This window comes from Delftia acidovorans NBRC 14950 (assembly GCF_001598795.1).
GTDB classification, from domain to species: domain Bacteria; phylum Pseudomonadota; class Gammaproteobacteria; order Burkholderiales; family Burkholderiaceae_C; genus Comamonas; species Comamonas acidovorans.
Window position 1 is genome coordinate 13,272 of record NZ_BCZP01000027.1, and the last position, 18,702, is coordinate 31,973.

General features: G+C 66.1%; 21 protein-coding genes, 1 tRNA gene and 1 pseudogene. 9 read left to right on the forward strand and 14 right to left on the reverse strand.

Translation table 11 applies throughout. From position 1 onward, the window contains the following. The first annotated feature begins 1 nt into the window (after window position 1). A complete protein-coding gene (ispH, locus tag DA1_RS24585; protein ID WP_012203831.1) occupies window positions 2–1,000 on the forward strand; it encodes a 4-hydroxy-3-methylbut-2-enyl diphosphate reductase in 999 nt (332 codons plus the stop codon). Between the two features lie 76 nt (window positions 1,001–1,076). Here ispH and DA1_RS24590 read toward each other — a convergent pair whose 3' ends face one another. Then, complete coding sequence (locus tag DA1_RS24590) at window positions 1,077–1,775, reverse strand: CBS domain-containing protein (protein WP_034390850.1); 699 nt, start codon at window positions 1,773–1,775, stop codon at window positions 1,077–1,079. Between the two features lie 137 nt (window positions 1,776–1,912). On the opposite strand from DA1_RS24590, the gene serS reads away from it, so the two are divergent. The 5 genes from serS (at window position 1,913) to DA1_RS24615 (ending at window position 5,024) form a co-directional block, all read left to right on the forward strand. Continuing rightward, entirely contained in the window at window positions 1,913–3,229 is a 1,317-nt protein-coding gene (serS, locus tag DA1_RS24595) for a serine--tRNA ligase (protein ID WP_034390852.1), read from the forward strand. A 33-nt stretch (window positions 3,230–3,262) separates the two neighbouring features. Beyond that, a tRNA-Ser gene (locus DA1_RS24600) sits at window positions 3,263–3,352 on the forward strand. A gap of 261 nt (window positions 3,353–3,613) precedes the next feature. Beyond that, window positions 3,614–3,952, forward strand: a complete 339-nt coding sequence (locus DA1_RS24605; RefSeq protein ID WP_155294178.1) for a hypothetical protein — start codon at window positions 3,614–3,616, stop codon at window positions 3,950–3,952. Window positions 3,953–4,192: 240 nt separating this feature from the next. Continuing rightward, a complete protein-coding gene (locus tag DA1_RS24610) occupies window positions 4,193–4,627 on the forward strand; it encodes a PIN domain-containing protein (RefSeq protein WP_012203891.1) in 435 nt (144 codons plus the stop codon). Window positions 4,628–4,733: 106 nt separating this feature from the next. Continuing rightward, window positions 4,734–5,024 (forward strand): hypothetical protein, encoded by a 291-nt coding sequence (locus DA1_RS24615; protein WP_034390857.1) that lies wholly within the window; start codon window positions 4,734–4,736, stop codon window positions 5,022–5,024. A 253-nt stretch (window positions 5,025–5,277) separates the two neighbouring features. Here the strand turns inward: DA1_RS24615 and DA1_RS24620 are convergent, their stop codons facing one another. The 4 genes from DA1_RS24620 to DA1_RS24635 all read right to left on the reverse strand — a co-directional run bounded on the left by DA1_RS24620 (window position 5,278) and on the right by DA1_RS24635 (window position 7,041). Beyond that, entirely contained in the window at window positions 5,278–5,559 is a 282-nt protein-coding gene (locus DA1_RS24620; RefSeq protein WP_012203893.1) for an H-NS histone family protein, read from the reverse strand. A gap of 134 nt (window positions 5,560–5,693) precedes the next feature. After that, window positions 5,694–6,053 carry a hypothetical protein gene (locus tag DA1_RS24625; protein WP_012203894.1) on the reverse strand — a complete coding sequence of 120 codons (360 nt, stop codon included), beginning with the start codon at window positions 6,051–6,053 and terminating at the stop codon, window positions 5,694–5,696. 151 nt (window positions 6,054–6,204) lie between these two features. Further along, window positions 6,205–6,555, reverse strand: coding sequence for a four-helix bundle copper-binding protein (locus DA1_RS24630; RefSeq protein WP_034390859.1), 351 nt, complete (start codon window positions 6,553–6,555; stop codon window positions 6,205–6,207). A 129-nt stretch (window positions 6,556–6,684) separates the two neighbouring features. Beyond that, window positions 6,685–7,041 carry a PRC-barrel domain-containing protein gene (locus DA1_RS24635; RefSeq protein ID WP_013803850.1) on the reverse strand — a complete coding sequence of 119 codons (357 nt, stop codon included), beginning with the start codon at window positions 7,039–7,041 and terminating at the stop codon, window positions 6,685–6,687. A 402-nt stretch (window positions 7,042–7,443) separates the two neighbouring features. On the opposite strand from DA1_RS24635, the gene DA1_RS24640 reads away from it, so the two are divergent. Together DA1_RS24640 and DA1_RS24645 are read left to right on the forward strand one after the other, a co-directional pair. Beyond that, window positions 7,444–7,821 (forward strand): hypothetical protein, encoded by a 378-nt coding sequence (locus tag DA1_RS24640; RefSeq protein ID WP_012203897.1) that lies wholly within the window; start codon window positions 7,444–7,446, stop codon window positions 7,819–7,821. 100 nt (window positions 7,822–7,921) lie between these two features. Then, the gene (locus DA1_RS24645) at window positions 7,922–8,272 is read left to right on the forward strand and encodes a DUF1304 domain-containing protein (protein WP_012203898.1); all 351 of its coding nucleotides are present in this window, start codon (window positions 7,922–7,924) and stop codon (window positions 8,270–8,272) included. A gap of 33 nt (window positions 8,273–8,305) precedes the next feature. On the opposite strand, the gene DA1_RS24650 is transcribed toward DA1_RS24645, so the two are convergent. From DA1_RS24650 to pdxA, 8 genes and pseudogenes are all read right to left on the reverse strand, one after another. After that, window positions 8,306–8,947 (reverse strand): hypothetical protein, encoded by a 642-nt coding sequence (locus DA1_RS24650; RefSeq protein ID WP_034390862.1) that lies wholly within the window; start codon window positions 8,945–8,947, stop codon window positions 8,306–8,308. After that, on the reverse strand, window positions 8,947–9,753 hold the full coding sequence (locus DA1_RS24655; protein WP_034390864.1) for a fimbrial biogenesis chaperone: 807 nt from the start codon (window positions 9,751–9,753) through the stop codon (window positions 8,947–8,949). Before DA1_RS24655 ends, DA1_RS24650 begins: the two co-directional genes overlap by 1 nt. Then, window positions 9,750–10,205, reverse strand: coding sequence for a hypothetical protein (locus DA1_RS24660; RefSeq protein ID WP_230590718.1), 456 nt, complete (start codon window positions 10,203–10,205; stop codon window positions 9,750–9,752). The genes DA1_RS24655 and DA1_RS24660 overlap by 4 nt, the downstream gene beginning before the upstream one ends. A gap of 26 nt (window positions 10,206–10,231) precedes the next feature. Beyond that, window positions 10,232–10,852, reverse strand: a complete 621-nt coding sequence (locus DA1_RS24665) for a hypothetical protein (protein WP_034390868.1) — start codon at window positions 10,850–10,852, stop codon at window positions 10,232–10,234. After that, window positions 10,852–11,463: a hypothetical protein gene (locus DA1_RS24670; RefSeq protein WP_034390869.1), complete on the reverse strand. Its 612-nt coding sequence runs from the start codon at window positions 11,461–11,463 to the stop codon at window positions 10,852–10,854. The genes DA1_RS24665 and DA1_RS24670 overlap by 1 nt, the downstream gene beginning before the upstream one ends. A gap of 69 nt (window positions 11,464–11,532) precedes the next feature. Then, window positions 11,533–13,728, reverse strand: coding sequence for an SdrD B-like domain-containing protein (locus tag DA1_RS24675; protein WP_230590719.1), 2,196 nt, complete (start codon window positions 13,726–13,728; stop codon window positions 11,533–11,535). 1,137 nt (window positions 13,729–14,865) lie between these two features. Then, the gene (locus DA1_RS31575) at window positions 14,866–15,576 is read right to left on the reverse strand and encodes a nitronate monooxygenase (protein ID WP_373861125.1); all 711 of its coding nucleotides are present in this window, start codon (window positions 15,574–15,576) and stop codon (window positions 14,866–14,868) included. Beyond that, window positions 15,574–16,572, reverse strand: a pseudogene (gene pdxA, locus DA1_RS31580) (4-hydroxythreonine-4-phosphate dehydrogenase PdxA); the annotation flags it as partial. The gene DA1_RS31575 and the pseudogene pdxA, both read right to left, overlap by 3 nt. Before the next feature lie 162 nt (window positions 16,573–16,734). Between pdxA and DA1_RS24685 the strand changes: the two are divergent. Beyond that, window positions 16,735–17,637: a LysR family transcriptional regulator gene (locus DA1_RS24685; RefSeq protein ID WP_034398241.1), complete on the forward strand. Its 903-nt coding sequence runs from the start codon at window positions 16,735–16,737 to the stop codon at window positions 17,635–17,637. 17 nt (window positions 17,638–17,654) lie between these two features. Here DA1_RS24685 and DA1_RS24690 read toward each other — a convergent pair whose 3' ends face one another. Next, window positions 17,655–18,566 carry a LysR family transcriptional regulator gene (locus DA1_RS24690; protein WP_034390875.1) on the reverse strand — a complete coding sequence of 304 codons (912 nt, stop codon included), beginning with the start codon at window positions 18,564–18,566 and terminating at the stop codon, window positions 17,655–17,657. Between the last annotated feature and the right edge of the window lie 136 nt (window positions 18,567–18,702).

Consider the following 18,702-nt stretch of genomic DNA (forward strand, 5'->3'; position numbering starts at 1 on the left):
GGTGCTGGATTCGACCTCGCCCCAGGAAATCCTGCTGGCCGAGCCCCGGGGCTTCTGTGCCGGCGTGGACCGCGCCATCGAGATCGTGGAGCGTGCGCTGGCCAAGTTCGGCGCGCCCATCTACGTGCGCCACGAGATCGTGCACAACACCTTCGTGGTCAACGATCTCAAGGCCAAGGGAGCGATCTTCATCGAGGAACTGGACGACGTGCCGCCCGGCTCCACCCTGGTGTTCAGCGCCCACGGCGTGAGCCGGGCGGTGCAGGAAGAGGCGCGGCGGCGCGGTTTCTCCATCTTCGACGCCACCTGTCCGCTGGTGACCAAGGTGCATGTGGAAGTGGCCAAGCTCGCCAAGGAAGGCTACGAGTTCCTGATGATCGGCCACAAGGGGCACCCCGAGGTCGAGGGCACCATGGGCCAGCTGTCCGAGGGCATCCACCTGGTCGAGGACGAGGCCGATGTGGCCCGTGTCACCCCCCGCCAGACCGAGAAGCTGGCCGTGGTCACGCAGACCACGCTGTCGGTGGACGATGCCGCCGGCATCACGGCGGCCATCCGCGCCCGTTTTCCGCAGGTGCGCGAGCCCAAGCAGCAGGACATCTGCTACGCCACGCAAAACCGCCAGGACGCCGTCAAGGTGCTGGCGCCGCAGGTGGATGTGCTCATCGTCGTGGGCAGCCCCACCAGCTCCAACAGCAACCGCCTGCGCGAGCTGGCCGCACGCCTGGGAACGCCCGCCTACATGGTGGACAACGCGGGCGAGCTGTGCGAGGAATGGTTTGCCAATGCCGGGCGCGTGGGCCTGACGGCTGGGGCCTCTGCCCCCGAGGTGCTGGTGGACGAGGTCATCCAGCGCCTGCGCCAGCTGGGCGCGCTGTCGGTGCGCAAGATGGATGGCATCGAGGAGACCGTGAAGTTCCCGCTGCCCAAGGGCCTGAAGATCGACGCGGCCACTGGGCTGGAGATCTCCGTGGGCAAGCAGCCCGAGACGGGCGGCTGAGCCGCAGGCGCAGCGGACATTGGCCAAAAAGCAAACGGGCGCCTGGCGCCCGTTTTGCATGGTGGGGCCGAAAGCCTCAGCTCCACAGATCCAGCGGCGGATCGGAGGCCACGGCGCGCAGGATGTCGGTGCGGCTGATGAAGCCGGCCAGCAGGCCCTGCTCATCGGTCACGGGCAGGCCCGGCAGGCCGGTCTCCAGCAGCACGCCGGCCACGCGGCGCAGGTCGGTGGTGGTGGCCACCGTGGGAATGGGGGAGATCATGACCTCGTTCACGGGCCGGCGCGCCAGGGCAATGGCGTCCTTGATCGCACCGGGCTCGGGCAGCAGGTCCAGCGGCGCCATGTCGGCACGCAGCAGCAGCCCGACCACGCGGCCACCGGCATCCAGCACGGGGGCCTGGGCCACGCCATGCTCGGCCAGCACGCGCCAGGCGTCGTTGACGCCGGCCTCGGGCGATACCGTCACGGCCTCGTGGCTCATCACGTCGGCCACGGTCTGCAGGGGCTGGCGTGGCTGGCTGGGGCCTTTTTCCGTGGAAAGGTAGGCATCGACCGCTCCGCGCAGCCGCGGCGCGGGCTCCGGCGCGCCGGCAGGCTGGCCCGCGAGGTCGGCCAGGATGGCGGGGAACGAGGCGGCGGCGTCGCCCGCCATCACATCGGCCGAGCGCGTGCGCAGGGCCTGCGGGCGTTGTACGCGGCGCACGGGCGCCACCTGGCCCAGCCGCTCGGCGGGACCGCGAAACATCTGTCCGTTGGGACCGAAGACAAAAAACATGGGTGCTCCCGGGTGCGCAAACCGCTGTGGGCGGCATATCGGAAGTATCGGCGCTGGCGCGGGATTTCTGTAGCGGCAAGACCCCCAACGGCCAGGGGCGGGCGCTGCCATGGAGATACCGCCTAAAATTGCCGGCTATGCTCGATATCCTTCTTCTTCGCAAAGACCTTGACTCGGCCGTCGCACGGCTGGAGACCCGCAAAAAGCCCCAGGCCTTCCTGAATGTGGAGGCCTTCCAGTCCCTGGAAGCAGAGCGCAAGTCCCTGCAGACACGGACCGAGGAGCTGCAGTCCAAGCGCAACCAGCTGTCCAAGCAGATCGGCATGCTGATGGGCAAGGGCGAGAAGGACGCTGCCGAGGCCGCCAAGGCCGAAGTCGGCAGCCTCAAGACCGAGCTGGACCAATCGGCCGCGCGCCTGGAGCAGATACAGGGCGAGCTGCAGACCATGCTGCTGGCTGTGCCCAACCTGCCGCACGACAGCGTGCCCGTCGGTGCGGACGAAAGCGGCAATGTGGAGGCGCGCCGCTGGGGCGCGCCCAAGACCTTTGATTTCGAGGTCAAGGACCATGTGGACGTGGGCCAGCCGCTGGGGCTGGACTTCGACATGGGCGTCAAGCTGTCGGGCTCGCGCTTCACCGTGATGAAGGGCCCCATCGCCCGCCTGCACCGCGCCCTGGCGCAGTTCATGATCGACCTGCAGACCGACTCGCATGGCTACACCGAGTGCTATGTGCCCTACGCCGTCAATGCCGACTCGCTCAAGGGCACGGGCCAGTTGCCCAAGTTCGAGGGCGACCTGTTCGCCGCCAAGAAGGGCGGCCAGGACGGCGAACCCGTGCCCGACAACGCGGCGCTCTACCTGATTCCCACGGCCGAGGTGCCGCTGACCAACTTCGTGCGCGACGTGGTCGTGGCCGAGGACCAGCTGCCCATCAAGCTCACGGCCCACAGCCCCTGCTTCCGTTCCGAGGCCGGCAGCTATGGCCGCGACACGCGCGGCATGATCCGCCAGCACCAGTTCGACAAGGTCGAGATGGTGCAGATCGTGCATCCGGAAAAGAGCTACGAGGCGCTGGAAGAAATGACCGGCCACGCCGAGGCCGTGCTGCAGAAGCTGGGCCTGCCCTACCGCGTGATGAGCCTGTGCACGGGCGACATGGGCTTTGGCGCGGCCAAGACCTATGACCTGGAAGTCTGGCTGCCTGCGCAGAACACCTACCGCGAGATCAGCTCGGTCTCCAACTGCGAGGCCTTCCAGGCGCGCCGCCTGCAGGCACGCTTCAAGAACGCCCAGGGCAAGAACGAGCTGGTGCACACGCTCAACGGTTCCGGCCTGGCCGTGGGCCGCACGCTGGTGGCTGTGCTGGAGAACTACCAGAACGCCGACGGCTCGGTGACCATCCCCGAGGCGCTGCGCCCGTACATGGGTGGACAGACTTTGCTGAAGGCCTGAATTTTTAGGCTATAATTTCAGCTTCGACGCTGCGGAGAGGTGGCAGAGTGGTCGATTGTACCTGACTCGAAATCAGGCGTACGTGCGAACGTACCGAGGGTTCGAATCCCTCCCTCTCCGCCAATGTGTCAGCAAACAAGCGCCTTCCGAGGCGCTTTTTTGTTGTGCCCATCAATCTACCCATCATTGGATGAAGCGATGGCAGGCTTAGCGAAACGACCTGGTTTCCATGACGACCAGGAGCGAACGACGCCCATGGGGTTGGTCCGCTACGGGTATGAGTTCTTGGAGTCTGCTTTCGTTATGTACGAGCGTGCGGCCCAGCCAAGACCTCCACTGGTTCCGTGTCCACCAATCCCAGTCTTGTATCTTTTGGGGCATGGGTTGGAGCTCACCTTCAAGGCTTTTCTACTGAGCAAGGGTGTCACTCTCAAGCACATTCGCTACGAGCTGGGCCATGATTTGGAGGGGGCATTCAGCAGCAGCAAGGAAAACGGCCTTGGCACAGTACTTCAATGGCAAGCTTCTGATGAGTCTGCGCTGACTTTGTTCAATGTGATGTACAAGGCGAAGGAGCTGGAGTACATAGTGACAGGAGCAAAGACCATCCCTTACTACCCACTGCTGCAGAACTTCTCTATCAAGCTGTTTGATGCGGTTGCTACCCCCATCGGCTTCCGGAAGCGTCTTGCCACGTGGACCTTGGATGAGTCGCCAGTTTGACGTATTGCTGAGCATCGTCAGGTGCGATGGCTGGACGTTAAAGCTTTAACAAAGAATCAAAGAATCAAAACGCCCCGAAAACCCGCATGGATGCTGGGTTTCGGGGCGTTTCTGTTTGATTAACAAAATTCAAACGGGGGAATTTTTTGCGCGTGCGGAACAGGGCGGCTTAGGCCGGCAAGGGCTGTGGACTTCGGTCCACCCACTGCCCTACGATCACCAGACACCAAGGAGGCATCGATGATTAAGGTCTACGTGGACACAGGGGGCGAGATGCCGGGTCTGAAACACCTCAGGGCGCGAGGCTTGGCGGGTTCGGTCCATTTCCCTTATGAGCAACGCCTCAAACGCATTGACACGACTGCAAAGCCATCCAATCTGTCTTGGGGCGGCAGCGCGGCGTCTCATGCCGATCTCGCAGGCATGTCTTGGTCCGACACTGGCGAGAAGCCGATGCATGCGGCGATCGCAAAGGTTATTGGCGCGCACAACGTGGCCGACGTTCAACACCTAGCCTCTGCCCATGCGGCCGGCTGCGACGCTATGCTCACCTCCGACAAAGGCGACATCTGGCGTCACCGCGACGAGCTGCACGCGCTGCTCGGCATCCGCGTCTTTCATTCCGCCAGCGAATGGCCAGATTTCGTGGTTTTCTGCGAGAACAGCGCCTCCTAGCACCCGCGCCCTCTCCCTTTGCTGGCCCGACAATGCCTCTGAGGCGCGTCAGCCAGGCTCAGGCGCTTACGATCAGGCTCCCCTATCACCGAACGATGGAGTGCAAATGGAGCAATCTCAGGACTACAGGCTTGTCCTCTCTGCCAGGATTTCAGCGCTGGAGAAGGTTGTGGAGCAATTGGCTGTCCAGCAACTATCTGGAATGGACAACGCGGCGCAGCTGGTGGCGGAGATGCGAAGGGCGGCGATTGCTTCTTTGGAGATCGCACCGATGAACACAGGCGGCGTCCATCTCACGCCTCAGCAACAAGAGTGGCTCAGAAGAGAAAACATCCAGAGCAAGCACCAGACGGAAAAGCTCTTTTCTGCAGTGGAGCGCTCTTTGAGCACCAGCTAGCCCCGAACAAGCAAAAGCCCCGCTGGGCGAGCCATGCGGGGCTTTGTTGCGTCTGGGCCTGCGGTAGTTACGCGCGCACGCCCTTGACCACTGCGAATGTCTGCGGGTAGGGGATCACCACATCAGCGCGGACGTGGCAGGCAAAGCCGATTTCGCCGGTGGATGTGAATACCTCGCGCAGTAGTTGGATTCTCACGTTCTCGCGCAGCAGGGAGTTGCAGCCATAAAAAAGGCCCGCGTTGGCGGGCCGTGCTCAGATCTCGAGGGCCTTGCGGTCCTTGCCTTCAATCCAGCGCGGCGGTTTGCCCCGGCCGGTCCAGGTGGCTCCGCTGGCGGGGTCGCGGTATTTGGCCACGCCAATGCTGGCGGACTTGGCCTTGCCGGTGCTGAAGATGTCATCCTGGGTCAGACCGAACTGCTCGACGAGTTCGCGGACCTTGGCGATGACTCCGCCTTTTTCCGCCTTCAGGGTGGCGGCGATCTTTGCCTCAAGCTCGGCCTTCTGCTGGAGGAGGGTTTTGTAATCTGCTGTCATGTATTCCTCATGGATAGTGTGCTACACAATGACGCATTCTATGGAGACAGGGCCCATGTCGCATGTGGGACATCGTTGGTGTTTGCACCTAGCCTCTGCTCCGCCTGCCCCCAGGCGCTGTGCGCGGACCGGGCCTAGGCCTCTGCAAATTCGCGCCTGGCGCTGAAGTGCAGGATTTCGGAATCCTGCGCTCCCCCCTGTCTTTGAATGACGATGGTGCCGTTGGAATGCAGATAGATGCGGATGCCCGGCAGGGTGTCCGAATCCAGATGGCAAGGGCTTTTGTCGAGGTTTTTCCAGCCATGTTCTGCGCACAGCGTGCGTTGCCGCATGCGATTGAGCAATTCCCGGCGAGCGCCAGCGCCTTCGCAGATGCGCATCCAGAGCAGCAGCAGCATGTCGTGTGCCTCCTGGCGGGATGAGCAGGGAGGCATGTGCTTCAACTGGTTCAGCAGGGTGAAGAACCGTTCCTCTGCGCTGATTTCGAGTGCCATGTTTGCCTCCTGTGTGCCTGGATATGCATCAAAGTGTAGGCAGGCCCGGTTCCGCGAAGGTGCGGCGTTTGGCGACAGCGCCGGTGGCGTTTTTTCCTGCGTGTTTGCAGGATTTCTGCCAGGGCGGCTGTCATGGCCCATGCCAGCCGTGTCAGTGCGACTGCATGCCCATGAGATTGCACGACATGGCGCATTGCTGGCAGGCTGCCGCGCAGGTCTGGCAATGGTCGTGGGAATGCTTGCTGCATTCGTCGGCGCAGGCTTGGCAGATCTGGGCGCACAGGCGGCAGATGTCCGGCGCATGCGGGCTCTGGCGCGCCATTGCGGCCACGGCCAGTTCGCAGATCTGCGCGCATTCCAGGTCCTGGGCAATGCAGGCGGCCATCATCTGGACGTCTGACTCCTCCAGGCAGGCGGCGGCGCAGGTATTGCAGGCAATGACGCAGGCCTGGCAGGCGTCCATGCAGGCCTTGTAGTCGATGGCAGGTGGGGTGGTATTCATGGCAGTTCTCCAGGAATGAGGGAGTGAAGTCGCGCAGGGCGTTCTTCCTTGGCCATTCGCTGGCAGCTATCCGCACCAAAGAAAACGCCCCGCGAACGGGGCTGTGTCAAAGACCGCAAGGGTCGGGATTTACAGGTAGGGAACGCCGTAGTAATCGTTCACGCGGCGGCCATATTCATCGGTGTATGCCGGAGCCGTATCGCGCTCGTAGCGGGGCGCGTTGTCCAGTTGCTCACGCGTCAGCGACACCACGTAGCCATTCATGTTGGGCTCGTACTTGAGGGATTCCCAGGGCAACGGATAGCGATCCGTGCCGATGCCCAGGAAGCCGCCGAATTCCATGACGGCATAGCGCACCTTGCCGGACAGCTTGTCGATCATCAGCGTGTCTATGGTCCCCAGCTTGTCGCCTGCCGGGTTGTAGACATTGGTGCCGCTGACGGTTTCAGAAGAAATGACGCTCGATGCGGTGTTGGGTGTGACCATGACGTTCTCCAGTGAGTGGGTTTGTGCTGACCCGCCAGCGCGGTGCGTCTGGCGGCTGAGCGATGCGGCTTTGAATGGGGCGCGGTAGCCGGCCTGTCAAGAAAACCTGTGCATCGCCTGGCGAAGTCGAAGCCTGTGTGCTTCTGGGTTCTAGCTTAGGACGGCATCTGCGGGCACCGGGTAGTCTGGCCGCCGCGACGGGCGTAGGAGGTGCCTTGGGCGGCGGAGGCCAGTTCCTACGAGCCCCTGTAGTCAAGGTCGGCGGGGCTGCGGGCCTTGGCTGACGCGGGGCAGCAGCCTGGGCCGGCTGCGGCGCGGCAGGGCGAGGCGTACAACAAAACGACAGGGCAATGAAGCGCAGGCAGTCCCGCATGCGTGTGGCATGCCCCGAAGGAGAGCCCCATGAATGCAAGCAACAAGCCATCCATCCAGCCCATCCAGCCGGTGTCCACGGATGCTCCCGAGGATGAAGACCTTGCCGAGCAGGCACGCCCCGGCCACGGTGTTCCTTCGCAGGACCCGGATGCATCCGCGCAGTTCGAACTGTCGCCCGAGGATGCAGAGCGCGAGTCGCGCTCGGTATTCATCGGCGGCGGCGTGCTGGCCGGAGCCGCTGCAGGCGCTGCGGCGGGTGCTGCGATTGCCGGCCCGGTGGGCGTGGTGGTCGGCGGCACGGTAGGCAGTGTGGCCGGTGCGCTGGGCGGCGCGGCCGCTGGCGCCGTGGCACCTGCGCAGGGCGCGGAAAAACCGTCGCACCCCGGCAGCAAGTCTTCCGGGTGACAGGGAAGGGGTGGTGGCGGGCCCTGTGTAGCGCAGCGGCCATGGACGGGTGTGGGTGCATCCCGTATACAGAGGCCTGTCCACTTTCTTCCCACCCCAGATGGCCAACGTACTCATCGGCATCGTCGCCGCAATCCATGTCTACATCCTCGTGCTGGAGATGTTTCTCTGGGACAAGCCGGCCGGACGCCGCGCGTTTGGCCTGACGCCCGAATTTGCCCAGCAGACCAGGACACTGGCCGCCAACCAGGGCCTGTACAACGGCTTTCTCGCCGCCGGGCTGATCTGGGGGCTGGCGCAGGGGGCCGATGGCCTGGGCTTCAAGTACTTCTTCCTGATCTGCGTGCTGGTGGCCGGCGTGTATGGCGCCGCCACGGCCAGCCGCAAGATCCTCTGGGTGCAGGCCGTGCCGGCTGCTGTGTCGCTGATTGCGCTGTACCTGGGCCTTTGAGCGCGCCCAAAGCGCCCAAAGCTCCCAAAGCGCTCAGGGCGAGCTGGCCGTGAAGGTGACCTGCCCGGTGTAGGTGCCTGCCCTGCGGGAGGCCAGGTTGGCATAGGACAGGGTCCAGTTCGCCGTGCGCTGGGTGACCAGCCCCGCAAAGGCGGTGGCCACCACGTTGACCGCTGCGCCCGTTCCCGTATTGGGTATCAGCGGCGCGGGCAGGTTGCTGTCGCTGGTGGCGATGGTGATCTCCGACAGCGGGATGGTATTGGCCCCGCTGGCCAGCGCCGTGGTGGCGGTGGCGCGCAGCGTGACCTGGCCTGCGTTGCTGCGCACCTCCACCGGCAGCACATTGCCGCTGGGCGTGATGCTGAAGCTGGGGGCCGCGCCGCTCCAGTTCACCGAGGTGTTGCTGCCCGCCACGGGCGTGGTGGGCACGCCAGGGATGGACGGGGCGAGCACAAAGGCCACGCTGCTGGTCGTGCCGCCGGGCGTGGGCCATGTGCCGTCGCCTATGCGAAAGAAGATGAACTTGTCGATGGCGATGGTGAAGTCCAGGTTCACCGAGGTGCTCAGCGGCACCAGCAGGCTGGGGCCTGTGGTGCTGGACGCCGCATGCACGGTGTGGCCCAGGCCGCCCAGCGCCATGGACAGGGCCAGCCACGCCATCGGCCTGGTTGCCATCACTTCAGTTCCACATCGATCTTGAAGCTGCCTTTTTCCCAGTCCAGGCTGCCCTTGGCCTTGACCGGATACGCGGGCTGCGGGGCGGGCTGGCCGTCTTCGCCCTTGGGCATGAGGGCCAGCGTGCGTGTCTGGCCGGGCAGTATGGGCGTGCCTTCCGGTACCAGTTCGAAGCGGCGGCCCTTGTTGTCCACGGCGTCCAGGCTTCCTTCCAGCCGGCCATGGGCATCGCCGGTGTTGCTGACGGTGACCAGGGCGCGGCGCGTCTTGCCGTCTTCGGCCATGGAAAGCTGGCGAATGTCCAGCTGGGGCGCAGCGCCTCCCAGCGTCAAGTAGACGGCCACCGCGATGCGGCCCGTGACAGGCAGGCTCAGGCTGGCGCCGCCGCTGCGTATGACGGTCTGCTGCGCGGGCTCCACGCCTTCGATGGCGATCATGAAGCGGCATTCGCCGCGCGGCGCATCGGCAGGCGGCTCCACCTGGAAACGGAAGGCCTTCTTGCTGCGGCCTGCAATCGTGACGCTGCGCCGCTCCAGCAGCACCCAGGGCCGGCAACTGCCGGGCAGCAGTTCGTCGTGGTAGGTGATGTCGCCCGTGTCGGAATAGGTCCAGTCGATGGTGCGCATGGCCACCTCGGTGGGTGCCGAGGCCAGGTTGTGGATGTCCAGCGATTGGCCCGTGCGCGCACCCGGCTTGGCCGACAGCTCGAAACGCGAGGGCGCCACGGCCAGCTCGAACGGTGCGGCGGCGGCGCCGCTGCAGGCGATCAGAAGGGCCAGTGAAACGGCGATGGGAGGAGCTTTCATGGCAGGGTCTCGATCTCGAAGTAGGACTCGAAGCTCAGTGCCGAGCCCTGGGTCAGGCGCAGCTCGGCGGGGTCGATGTGCAGCGTGAGGTCGAAAACCTCGGCCATCCAGGGCGTGCGGACCACGCCGTTCCAGACCTGGACCCGATCGCCGGGCCGGCCCGTGCCGCCCGCAAAGACGCCATTGCCGCGCCACTGCACCTGCATGCCCGCAGGTGAGCGCAGGCCCGTGACCAGGGCGGGAATCACATAGAAGATGCGCGCCGTGCGGCCGACATGGGGCGCCGTGGCCAGCCGGTATTCGATGCGTCCCATGGGCAGCTCCAGCAGCCGCTCGCCGACGACCCTGGCCCGGGCGAAGTCGCTGCGGACCTGGGACCGGGGCGAAGCCGAGTCGTCCAGCCGCGCCACTTCGGCATGCGCCGCGAGGGCCGTGGCCCAGGCCAGTGCCATGCACAGGAGCGGCCAGGCCAGCGGCCTCATACCATCGATGCCGTGAAGCGCACGGTGCCCTTGTAGTTGCCGCCCGGGTAGACCACGTCGTTGTCGTAGGTGAACTGCAGCACGGTGCCGGTCAGTTGCCGGGACTGGAAAGTCCAGCCCAACGCAGGGCAGAGGATGCCCGTGCAGAACGAAGCATTGGCGTTGTAGCTGGCGATGGTCTGGCTGGCGCTGGCGGTGAAGCGGCCGCTCTGTATGTCGCCGGAGGCGGCGGTGTCGTTGCCGGTGGCCACCCAGCTGATCTTGCTGAAGGGAATCGTCGCGCTACCGCAGCCTCCCGACTGGCATGCCAGGGCGGTGCTCGAATCGACGACCAGCGTCACGGGCCTGGAGATCGCCGTGCCCAGCATGGGGCGTGTGGGCGCCACGGAGATGCCGATGCTGGGCGTGCCCGTCACAGGGGCCGGCGTGAGGCCGACATTGGCCCCCGTGACGCTGAAGGCCACGGTATCGACCGTGGCGCCGGCCGTGCCCACGCGCAGCGTCAGGCTGTAGTTGAGGGGATCGTTGTCGGTCACGATGGTGAAGACGGCCTGCACGGGCGGCACGGCAACGGCAAGGGCCGCTGCGGCCAGCAGGCGAGGCAATGCCTTGTCCATCAGATGCCCTGGGCCGTATACGTGATGACGTTGGTATAGGTATTGGCAGCCCAGCTGGCCGGCGTACCTCCCAGCGCATACGCCCAGGTTCCCGTCGCAACCACGTTGGAGGGGAACGAGGTGGATGCGCAGGCACCCAGATTGGGCCCGGGGTGGGGCAGGTTACCGGTGGTCGTGACGGTGAAGTCCGCGTTGGCGGGGCCGCCCGTGGCATTCCAGGCGCCGACCGCGCAGTTGATGGTGCCGGCGCCGGCATTGGTCCAGGCATAGACCGTGAGCGTGGCGGCAGCCGAGGCGGTGGCCACGGTGGGCGCGGCGCCGTTCCAGTCCACGTTGGTGTTGTTGACGGAGGCCAGCGGCGTGGTGGGTACGCCGGGGATGCTCAGCGTTGAGGTCCAAGTCACCGTGTCCACCGTGGTATTGGTCGAGCCCACGCGCAGCAAGATGAGCTTGGGCACGGTCACGCTGAGGTTGACCTTGGCCTGGGCCGTGATGGTTCCGGTGCCCGATCCGTACTGGCTCTCGGCCATGGCAGGCAACGCGGTCAGGGCCAGGCCGAGGCCGCCGAGCGATGCGGCCAGCAGGCGTTGGGCGATGGGTGTTCGGTTCATGGAATCTCCTTGGATGGAACGGGTTGCCTGGGAAACCTGTGCGCCTCAATCACTCACTCAGTCAGTCATTCACTCGCCCACCTTGACCACGGCAATCGACGCCGAGGCCTGGCCGCGCAGGGGCACGTGCACGCTGCTGGTGTTGTCGCCGGAGGCGCCCCAGGGCAGCGGTACGCTTTCCTGGGTGAGCGACAGCCGGTGGTGGCCCGTGGGCACCACCGGGAATTCGAACTGACCATCGCGGTCGGTCACCGTGCGGTAGCGGCCGTCAAGCACCACCTCGACGCCGGCCACGCCCACCTCGCCCGCCTGCTGTTCGCCGTCGCGGTTGGCGTCGTAGAACACGCGGCCGGACAGGCTGCCGCCGCCCACGCCTTCACCGGGTGCGCCTGCGGCCGCATAGGCCGTGCCCGCGCTGCCTTCCCAGCGCAGGTAGACATAGGCGGTCTTCTCGTCGCTGCGGTAGAGGTTGGGCAGGGAAGAGGGCGTGGGCAGCAGCGAGGACCGGGCCTGGTTGAAGTGCGCCATGAAGCCCATGCGCCAGCCCCAGCCCAGTTCCTTCTCGGCCGACAGCGAGCCCGACAGGCCCCGGCTGGTGTAGAGGCTGCCGCTTTGCGAGGTGTAGCGCAGGTTGCCGGCCAGCTGCAGCCCGCTTTCCAGCCAGTAGCGCCATTGCAGCCCGGCCGTTGGATAGTTGCGCGACATGCCGCCGCTGCGGTCGCGCGCATAGCCCAGCGTGGTGGTGAGCTCGGACCGCAGCGTTGCCTGGCGTGCACCAGCCCAGTCCTGCTCCCACTGCACCTCCTGGCCCGTGGCGGAGGAGTCGCCCAGCACGATGAGCTCGTTGCGCCGAACGGTCAGCATGAAGCGGCTGCGCGGCCAGTCGAAAAAGCGGGTCTGGTAGAACGCGCTGCCATAAAGGCTGCGCGATTGGCCGCCGCCTGCGGTGCCCGCATCGTTGCGCGTCTGGTAGGCGCTGAAGCTGCCGCCCACGGCCGTGTGCCGGTCGAACTGGTATTGGGCATTGCCATTCGCCCCCAGGCGGCGGTAGCCCGACAGTTGAAAGCCTGCATCCTGCGCCGTGGTTTGCGGCGTGCGTTCGTAGTCCAGCCCCATGCCCCAGCTCAGGCGGGTGACATGGCGGTCCACGCGCCAATAGGCGCCGCGCGCCGCGCTGGACAGCGCGTAGTCGCCAAAGTGCAGCTGGGGCTGGGCTGCATGCAGGCCGAATTCATGGCGGTAGGCGCCCGCGCGCGCGCTGGCCTCGATGAACAGGCCCTGGGCGCTGCGGCCCTCCGTGCCGGCGGTGCCTGCCGCTGGAGAGGACAGGGGCGCGCTGGTACGGCTGCCCAGCAGCGTGGTGCGGAGCCTGAAGTCGCCATCGCGCAGCACGCCGCGCCCGTAGCCCAGCGAAGCGGCCCAGCTGGTCACGCGCTTGCTGCCCAGGCCCAGGGCGGAGCCGGGGTCGTATTGCGTGTCATCGCCGGGGTAGTGCCTGGGACTGTAGTAGGCGGGAATATCGTCGGCCTGGTCCAGCTGGAAGGCGGCAAACCAGGGGCCATCCAGCCGCACGGTGGCGCCCAGCCAGCCCAGCGTGCCCTGGTTTTTCTCGAACCCGGGGTAGGGCCCTCCCGTGAGAAGGCCGCGCTGGCCGTAGCCCGCGCGCATGTCCAGATCCGGGCGGAAGATGCGCGCCGAGGCGCCGCGCACCGTGGTCGAGCCCAGCGACAGCCGGTAGTTGCGCGCCAGGCCATCGGTCAGCTCGCTGTAGAGGTCGCCCACGGCCGTGTCGGCAAAGGTTTGCGTGGTCAGCGGAAAGCCAAGGTTGCGCAGCGTGAAGCGCTCGCTCGTGGCTTGCCGGGCATAGCCCAGGCCGCCAATACTCAAGCCGCCAGTACCCAGGCCGCCCATACCCAGGCCATTGCCAAAGTTGTCGCCGCTCAGGTGCCGGCCTTCGGCCTGCAGGGTGAACTCGCCGTAGTTCAGTGTCTCGCGGCGGTATTCGAGGCGCTGGCCGATTTCGGTGGCGCGCTGGCGGCCATGGCCGGTGGTGCGGGATTCGCCCAGGCCCAGGCGGCTTTCCACCACCCAGGCGCGAAAGCCCTCGGGCTGCTCGGCTTCGGGCTCGGCGGCAGCGGACTGTGCGATCTCGTCCGGACCCATGAAACGGTCCTGGTAGGCAGGGGCGGCCCCTTCGGAGAGTGCCTTGAGCCGGGCCTGCTCGGCCTGGTCGCGGTCCAGGGATTCGATGCGTGCCTCAGCCATGGAGGTACCGGCAACGGCCGCCGAAGAAGGTGTTTGCGCCTGTGCGCCGCATAGAAAGACGGGAGCGGCTGCCAGGCTCCACCCAAGGCACGCGAACGGCAGGCGCGACCAGACTCCAGCGGGGCCGGCAACGGTCCGCGGCAGCGTTCGAATCATCAACCAAGATCCCTGCTTTATTCATCGGATGCCAAGCCATCTGGCCAAAACAACTGATCACAAAACCGCGGAAAATGGCTGAATGCGTGCAGCCACCAATTGAGCCCTGCAAATACCGGCGCTGCACTTCAAAGACCGGCCGTTGTCAATGGTGTGCCGAATGAGAGGTATTCAGGGTGAATATCATCGTTCCCTAAATGGCATGGTTTATCCAGTAGGACGACATGCTGCCGGATGGTAGGGGAAATGGTGATGCCATTCGATGTTCATCTGTGGAGCTGCGGTGCCTGGCTGGCATTGCCCAGAGGGCGGTTGGCGGGCTTTGCTTTTTGGCCATGGATGGGTTTCAGGTTTTCTATTGATAGCAATGAATCATTTGTTTTTCATGCGGCAATAGAGGCTGCTGGGCGTTATCTCCGTATTCGGGCAATGCATCTGTTGGAAAACGAGGGTTCTCATCAGATTCCGGCTGCTGGAGAATCACGGAATGGCGCAACTGAAGTGCGCCAGGTTCTGATTGGTTTTTGGACTGGTATCAGGCCAGGTTCATTGATGCAGGCTAAAGCACCTGCACCAATGCAAGCTGCCGCAATCATTTGCCCTGTCTTCATGAACTCTCAGGCGCATCACAGGCAAGGCCAACGCAGACCCCGGGCACCCTGGAGGGCGCTCGTGGTCATGGCGTTGGCTGTCGTTGTGACCCTGGTGGCAGGCCTGTACCCCTGGAATGCCCCGCAGCATGGCAAGGCGGCAAGCCGCATGGAAGGCTTTGCAGGCGGCGCGTCCCTCATGACCAAGAAGCGCCAGTTCCATGTGGTCCAGCGGCTGAAGACCCACCGCCTGGCCGAAGCCGAGCGGCGCCAGTTGCTGGCCCATGACACCGGCGTGCGGAATGTGCGGGAGGCGTGGCAGGCACGGGAGGTGCGAGAGTTGCGTGCGTTGTCAGAGGTGCGGGAGGTGCGCGCGATGGCCGGCCCGCTCTCAGTCCACCAGCGCCTGTATGGCCTGCAACTGCGCCGCCAGCCCGGGCCGCGCGGCTGGAAAAGTCTCCTCGAAGGCGGCGGTGCCTATCGTGAAACCCGCGGCACCGCTGGCAAGCACGGCCGCGATGCGTTCGCTGCGATCAATGGAGCCGGCCACGACCACGGGTTTGTCCACCGCATCGCAGACCGCCTTGATCAGGGCCGGCACGTCGCCCCGGAAACGGTAGGCCAGCAGGTCCAGGCCATGAACGCCCTCCAGCCCCGCGATGCGGCGCGCGCTGGCCACGATGTCCTCGGCCGGCCCTGAAAGCACGCTCGGATGCCCGCTGATCCTGCCGGGAAACGGATAGTAGGCAATGCCGCTGCCGCGCAGCACGGGCAGCACCGCCTCGGGGCGCGTGCCGCCCATGAGAACGTCCACCCCGAGCTCGACCGCCGCGCGGGCCGAAGCCACCTCGCTGGCCTCGTCCAGGCTGACGACTTCCAGATAGACCCTGGCACCGCCCGCGCGGATGTCCCGGGCCAGTTCGCGCAGCTGGGGCAGGGGCAGGCCTATGTCCTTGAAGCCCACATGGCGCACGCCCTGGGCCAGCACTTCGCGCAGACGCTCGCGCGCATCGGCAATGGTCTTGTCCTGCTGCGTGAGCATGAAGATGAAGTCCGGGCGCTGCGCCTGTCCGCTGGCGCCGGAGCGGCCCGCCTGCACCATGGCCGCCGCCTGGCGCAGCGCGCAGGCCAGGCTGGCATGGTCCGCACGGCCCGTGCCGGCGATGTCGAAGGCCGTGCCGTGGTCCACCGAGGTGCGCACGAAGGGCAGGCCCACGGTAATGTTCACGCCCTGCTCGACGCCCAGGTACTTCACGGGAATCAGCCCCTGGTCATGGTATTGGGCGACCACCACGTCGAACTCGCCCCGGCGTGCCCGCATGAAGACCGTGTCGCCCGGCCAGGGGCCGTTGGCGTCTATGCCTTCGGCCCGTGCGGCTGCAATGGCGGGGATGATCACCGAGCGGTCCTCGTCCCCGAACAGCCCGTTCTCGCCGGCATGCGGATTGAGCCCCGCCACGGCCACACGGGGCCGGGCGATGCCGAACGCCCGGCAGGCCCGGTGCGCAAGGCGGATGGCACGCAGTTCGTTGTCCGGCGTGACTGCGGCAATGGCCTGCTGCAGCGGCACATGGATGGAGACCAGCAGCACCCGCAGCTCGTCATTGGCGAGCATCATGGCGAAGTCGCGTGTGCCCGAGCGCTCGGCCAGCATCTCGGTATGGCCGGGGTGGGGGCAGCCCGCGGCGCGCAGCGCCTCCTTGTGGATGGGTGCGGTCACCAGGCCTGCGACTTCGCCGGCCAGGGCCAGGTCGATGCCGCGCTGTATGTAGGCATGGCAGGCGGCCCCGGCGCGCGCATCGATGCGTCCCCAGGCCAGGTCCGCGGGCAGCCGGTCCCCGGTCTGGAGCACGAAGAGGGTGCCGGGTGGCACGGTGGCGGGAACCTGGGCCGGCGTATCGATGGCGTGGATGCGCGGCTGCACGCCCAGCATGTCGGCTGCCCGCTGCAGCCGCCCCGTGTCGCCGATGACGAAAAAAGGCGCACGGGGCCGGGCGGGGTCCATGGCCAGTTTGACGATGATCTCGGGGCCTATGCCCACGGGATCGCCCATGGTGATGGCCAGGGGTGCGGGGGCGATGGCGGGGGCTTCATTCATGGTCATTGCTGAAGGCTCAATCGATGGAGGTACTTTGCATGAAAATCGCACTGCAGAAAATCGATATGGATTCAGTATTCAGTTGATCAAAAGTCAATTGAAATTTCTCTCCACTCCCTTTCTTCGATGTGTCCGATGTGTCCGATGCCGCCCTCCAGTCCCATGGCCCCACCCACCCATATGCCGCCGCTGTCCGCCCTGCGTGCCTTCGAGGCCACGGTGCGCCACGGCAGCGTTTCCAAGGCCGCGCGCGAGCTGCACCTGACCGATGGCGCCGTGAGCCGCGCCGTGCGCGACATGGAAGAGGCGCTGGGCTTTGCGCTGTTCCAGCGCAGCAACCGCAGCATCATTGCCACCCCTACGGCGCGTGTGCTGGCCGAGGAGGTGGCCCTGGCGCTGGAGCGCCTGCGCGGCGCGCTGGGCCGTGCGCGGCAGGCCGCCGGGCCGGACCGGCCGCTGGTGCTGTCCTGCGAGCCCACCTTTCTGATGCGCTGGCTGATTCCCCGCCTGGGCGGTTTGCAGGAAGCGATCGGCACGCAGCGCGAGCTGCGCCTGGTGTCGGCCGGCGGCTCGGTGCCCTTTGCGCGCGAGGGCATCGATCTGGCCATACGCCGCGCGGATTTCGACATGGGCGCCGATGTGGTTGCCGAGCCCTTTTTGCAGGAGCACGTGGGCCCCGTCTGCAGGCCTGCACTTGCGAAGACGCTGGCACGCTCCGGGCCGCTGGGCTGCGTGCTGCTGCACACAGCATCGCGCCCGGACGCATGGCGGCATTGGAGCGAGCTGACCGGCGTGCCGCTGCAGCCCGGGCGCGAGGCCCGCTTCGAGCATTTCTACCTGAGCCTGCAGGCCGCCGTTGCCGGGGCGGGCATTGCCATCGGGCCGCTGGCGCTGGTGGCCGACGATCTGGCCAGCGGCACCCTGTGCGCGCCGCGCGGCTTTGTGGCCGACGGCTCGCACTACGTGCTCATGTCACCCAGGCCGGTGCATGACGAGGCCCGCTTCGCCCTGGTGCTGGAGTGGCTGCGCACGCAGACATTGCCGCTGGCGCGAGCCGACGCATGACTTGCGCCTGCCCGGCTTCACTGGTCGTGCTCGGACAGCTCCCGCCAGTGCGTGCGGGTGAATGCATAGACGGTTTCCAGCGCCGGTGACAGGCTGCGCGCGCCCATGCGCGCCATGCCGTAGCGGCCGCAGCGCCGGGGATCGGCGGGCAGGGGCACTTCGGCCATGGTGCCGCTGGCGCGCTCCTGGCGCGTGATGGACAGCACGCCGAACAGCAAGGTGTCCGTGGCCAGGGTCACGCTGCGCAGCAGTTCCAGGTTGTTGCAGTGCAGGGTGAACAGCTTGTCGGGCTCGGCTCCCTCGCCCCACAGCTCGGCCAGCTGCCGCGCCATGGCCGTGCTCAGCGTGGTGGTGGCCAGGGGGTAGCGGCGGATCTCGTCCATGCCGGGGTTTTGCAGCACGGGGTGGCCCGCGCGGCAGACCAGGCCGGCGGGCAACTCGCCCAGCAGCTCCATGTCCACGTCCTCGGCGGCGCGCAGCACATAGGCGTCGCCGACGATGGCGTCTATCGACTCATTGCGCAGCAGCTCCAGCAGGGCGCTGGTGGCACCCATCTCGGTGCGCACCTTGATGCGCGGATGCGCCTGCGCCATGTGGATCAGAAAGGGCTTGAGCAGCAGTGCCGCCGGGGCCGGCGCCACGCCAATGGCCAGTGCACCCTCCTGGCCGCCGCGCAGCAGCTCCAGGTCGCGTCGCAGCTGGGTTTCCTCCAGCCGCATGCGGCGCGCGCGCTCGGCCACCAGTTCGCCGAAGACCGTCAGCCGGGCGCGCCGCGCGCCCCGGTCGAACAGCTGCGCCCGGAGCTCGTCTTCCAGCGCGCGGATGCTGCGGCTCAGCGCCGGCTGGGTCAGGTGCACGGCGCGCGCCGCGTCTGAAAAAGTGCCGTGCTCGACGATGGCCAGCAAGTGCCGCAGCTTCTGGGTATCCATGCGAAGTCCTCATGGTTTGTTGGCAAATTTCTCATTTGAATTATAGGTAGGCACTTCCTAAGATCGCATCCATGGACATTGAAACGTCCTATAGAGCGGCCACAACCGCCAACTCTTTCATCGGAGCAAAGGAGAC

Coding starts and splice junctions, on each gene's coding strand:
- DA1_RS24615 (WP_034390857.1), top strand. CDS start 4,734: ATGGAGCAATCTCAGGACTACAGGCTTGTCCTCTCTGCCAGGATTTCA.
- DA1_RS24670 (WP_034390869.1), bottom strand. CDS start 11,463: ATGAACCGAACACCCATCGCCCAACGCCTGCTGGCCGCATCGCTCGGC.
- DA1_RS24645 (WP_012203898.1), top strand. CDS start 7,922: ATGGCCAACGTACTCATCGGCATCGTCGCCGCAATCCATGTCTACATC.
- DA1_RS24620 (WP_012203893.1), bottom strand. CDS start 5,559: ATGACAGCAGATTACAAAACCCTCCTCCAGCAGAAGGCCGAGCTTGAG.
- DA1_RS24610 (WP_012203891.1), top strand. CDS start 4,193: ATGATTAAGGTCTACGTGGACACAGGGGGCGAGATGCCGGGTCTGAAA.
- DA1_RS24650 (WP_034390862.1), bottom strand. CDS start 8,947: ATGGCAACCAGGCCGATGGCGTGGCTGGCCCTGTCCATGGCGCTGGGC.
- DA1_RS24590 (WP_034390850.1), bottom strand. CDS start 1,775: ATGTTTTTTGTCTTCGGTCCCAACGGACAGATGTTTCGCGGTCCCGCC.
- DA1_RS24630 (WP_034390859.1), bottom strand. CDS start 6,555: ATGAATACCACCCCACCTGCCATCGACTACAAGGCCTGCATGGACGCC.
- DA1_RS24690 (WP_034390875.1), bottom strand. CDS start 18,566: ATGGATACCCAGAAGCTGCGGCACTTGCTGGCCATCGTCGAGCACGGC.
- DA1_RS24625 (WP_012203894.1), bottom strand. CDS start 6,053: ATGGCACTCGAAATCAGCGCAGAGGAACGGTTCTTCACCCTGCTGAAC.
- DA1_RS24685 (WP_034398241.1), top strand. CDS start 16,735: ATGGCCCCACCCACCCATATGCCGCCGCTGTCCGCCCTGCGTGCCTTC.
- DA1_RS24655 (WP_034390864.1), bottom strand. CDS start 9,753: ATGAAAGCTCCTCCCATCGCCGTTTCACTGGCCCTTCTGATCGCCTGC.
- serS (WP_034390852.1), top strand. CDS start 1,913: ATGCTCGATATCCTTCTTCTTCGCAAAGACCTTGACTCGGCCGTCGCA.
- DA1_RS24640 (WP_012203897.1), top strand. CDS start 7,444: ATGAATGCAAGCAACAAGCCATCCATCCAGCCCATCCAGCCGGTGTCC.
- DA1_RS24665 (WP_034390868.1), bottom strand. CDS start 10,852: ATGGACAAGGCATTGCCTCGCCTGCTGGCCGCAGCGGCCCTTGCCGTT.
- DA1_RS31575 (WP_373861125.1), bottom strand. CDS start 15,576: ATGGTGCAGGCGGGCCGCTCCGGCGCCAGCGGACAGGCGCAGCGCCCG.
- DA1_RS24675 (WP_230590719.1), bottom strand. CDS start 13,728: ATGGCTGAGGCACGCATCGAATCCCTGGACCGCGACCAGGCCGAGCAG.
- DA1_RS24635 (WP_013803850.1), bottom strand. CDS start 7,041: ATGGTCACACCCAACACCGCATCGAGCGTCATTTCTTCTGAAACCGTC.
- DA1_RS24660 (WP_230590718.1), bottom strand. CDS start 10,205: ATGGCACTGGCCTGGGCCACGGCCCTCGCGGCGCATGCCGAAGTGGCG.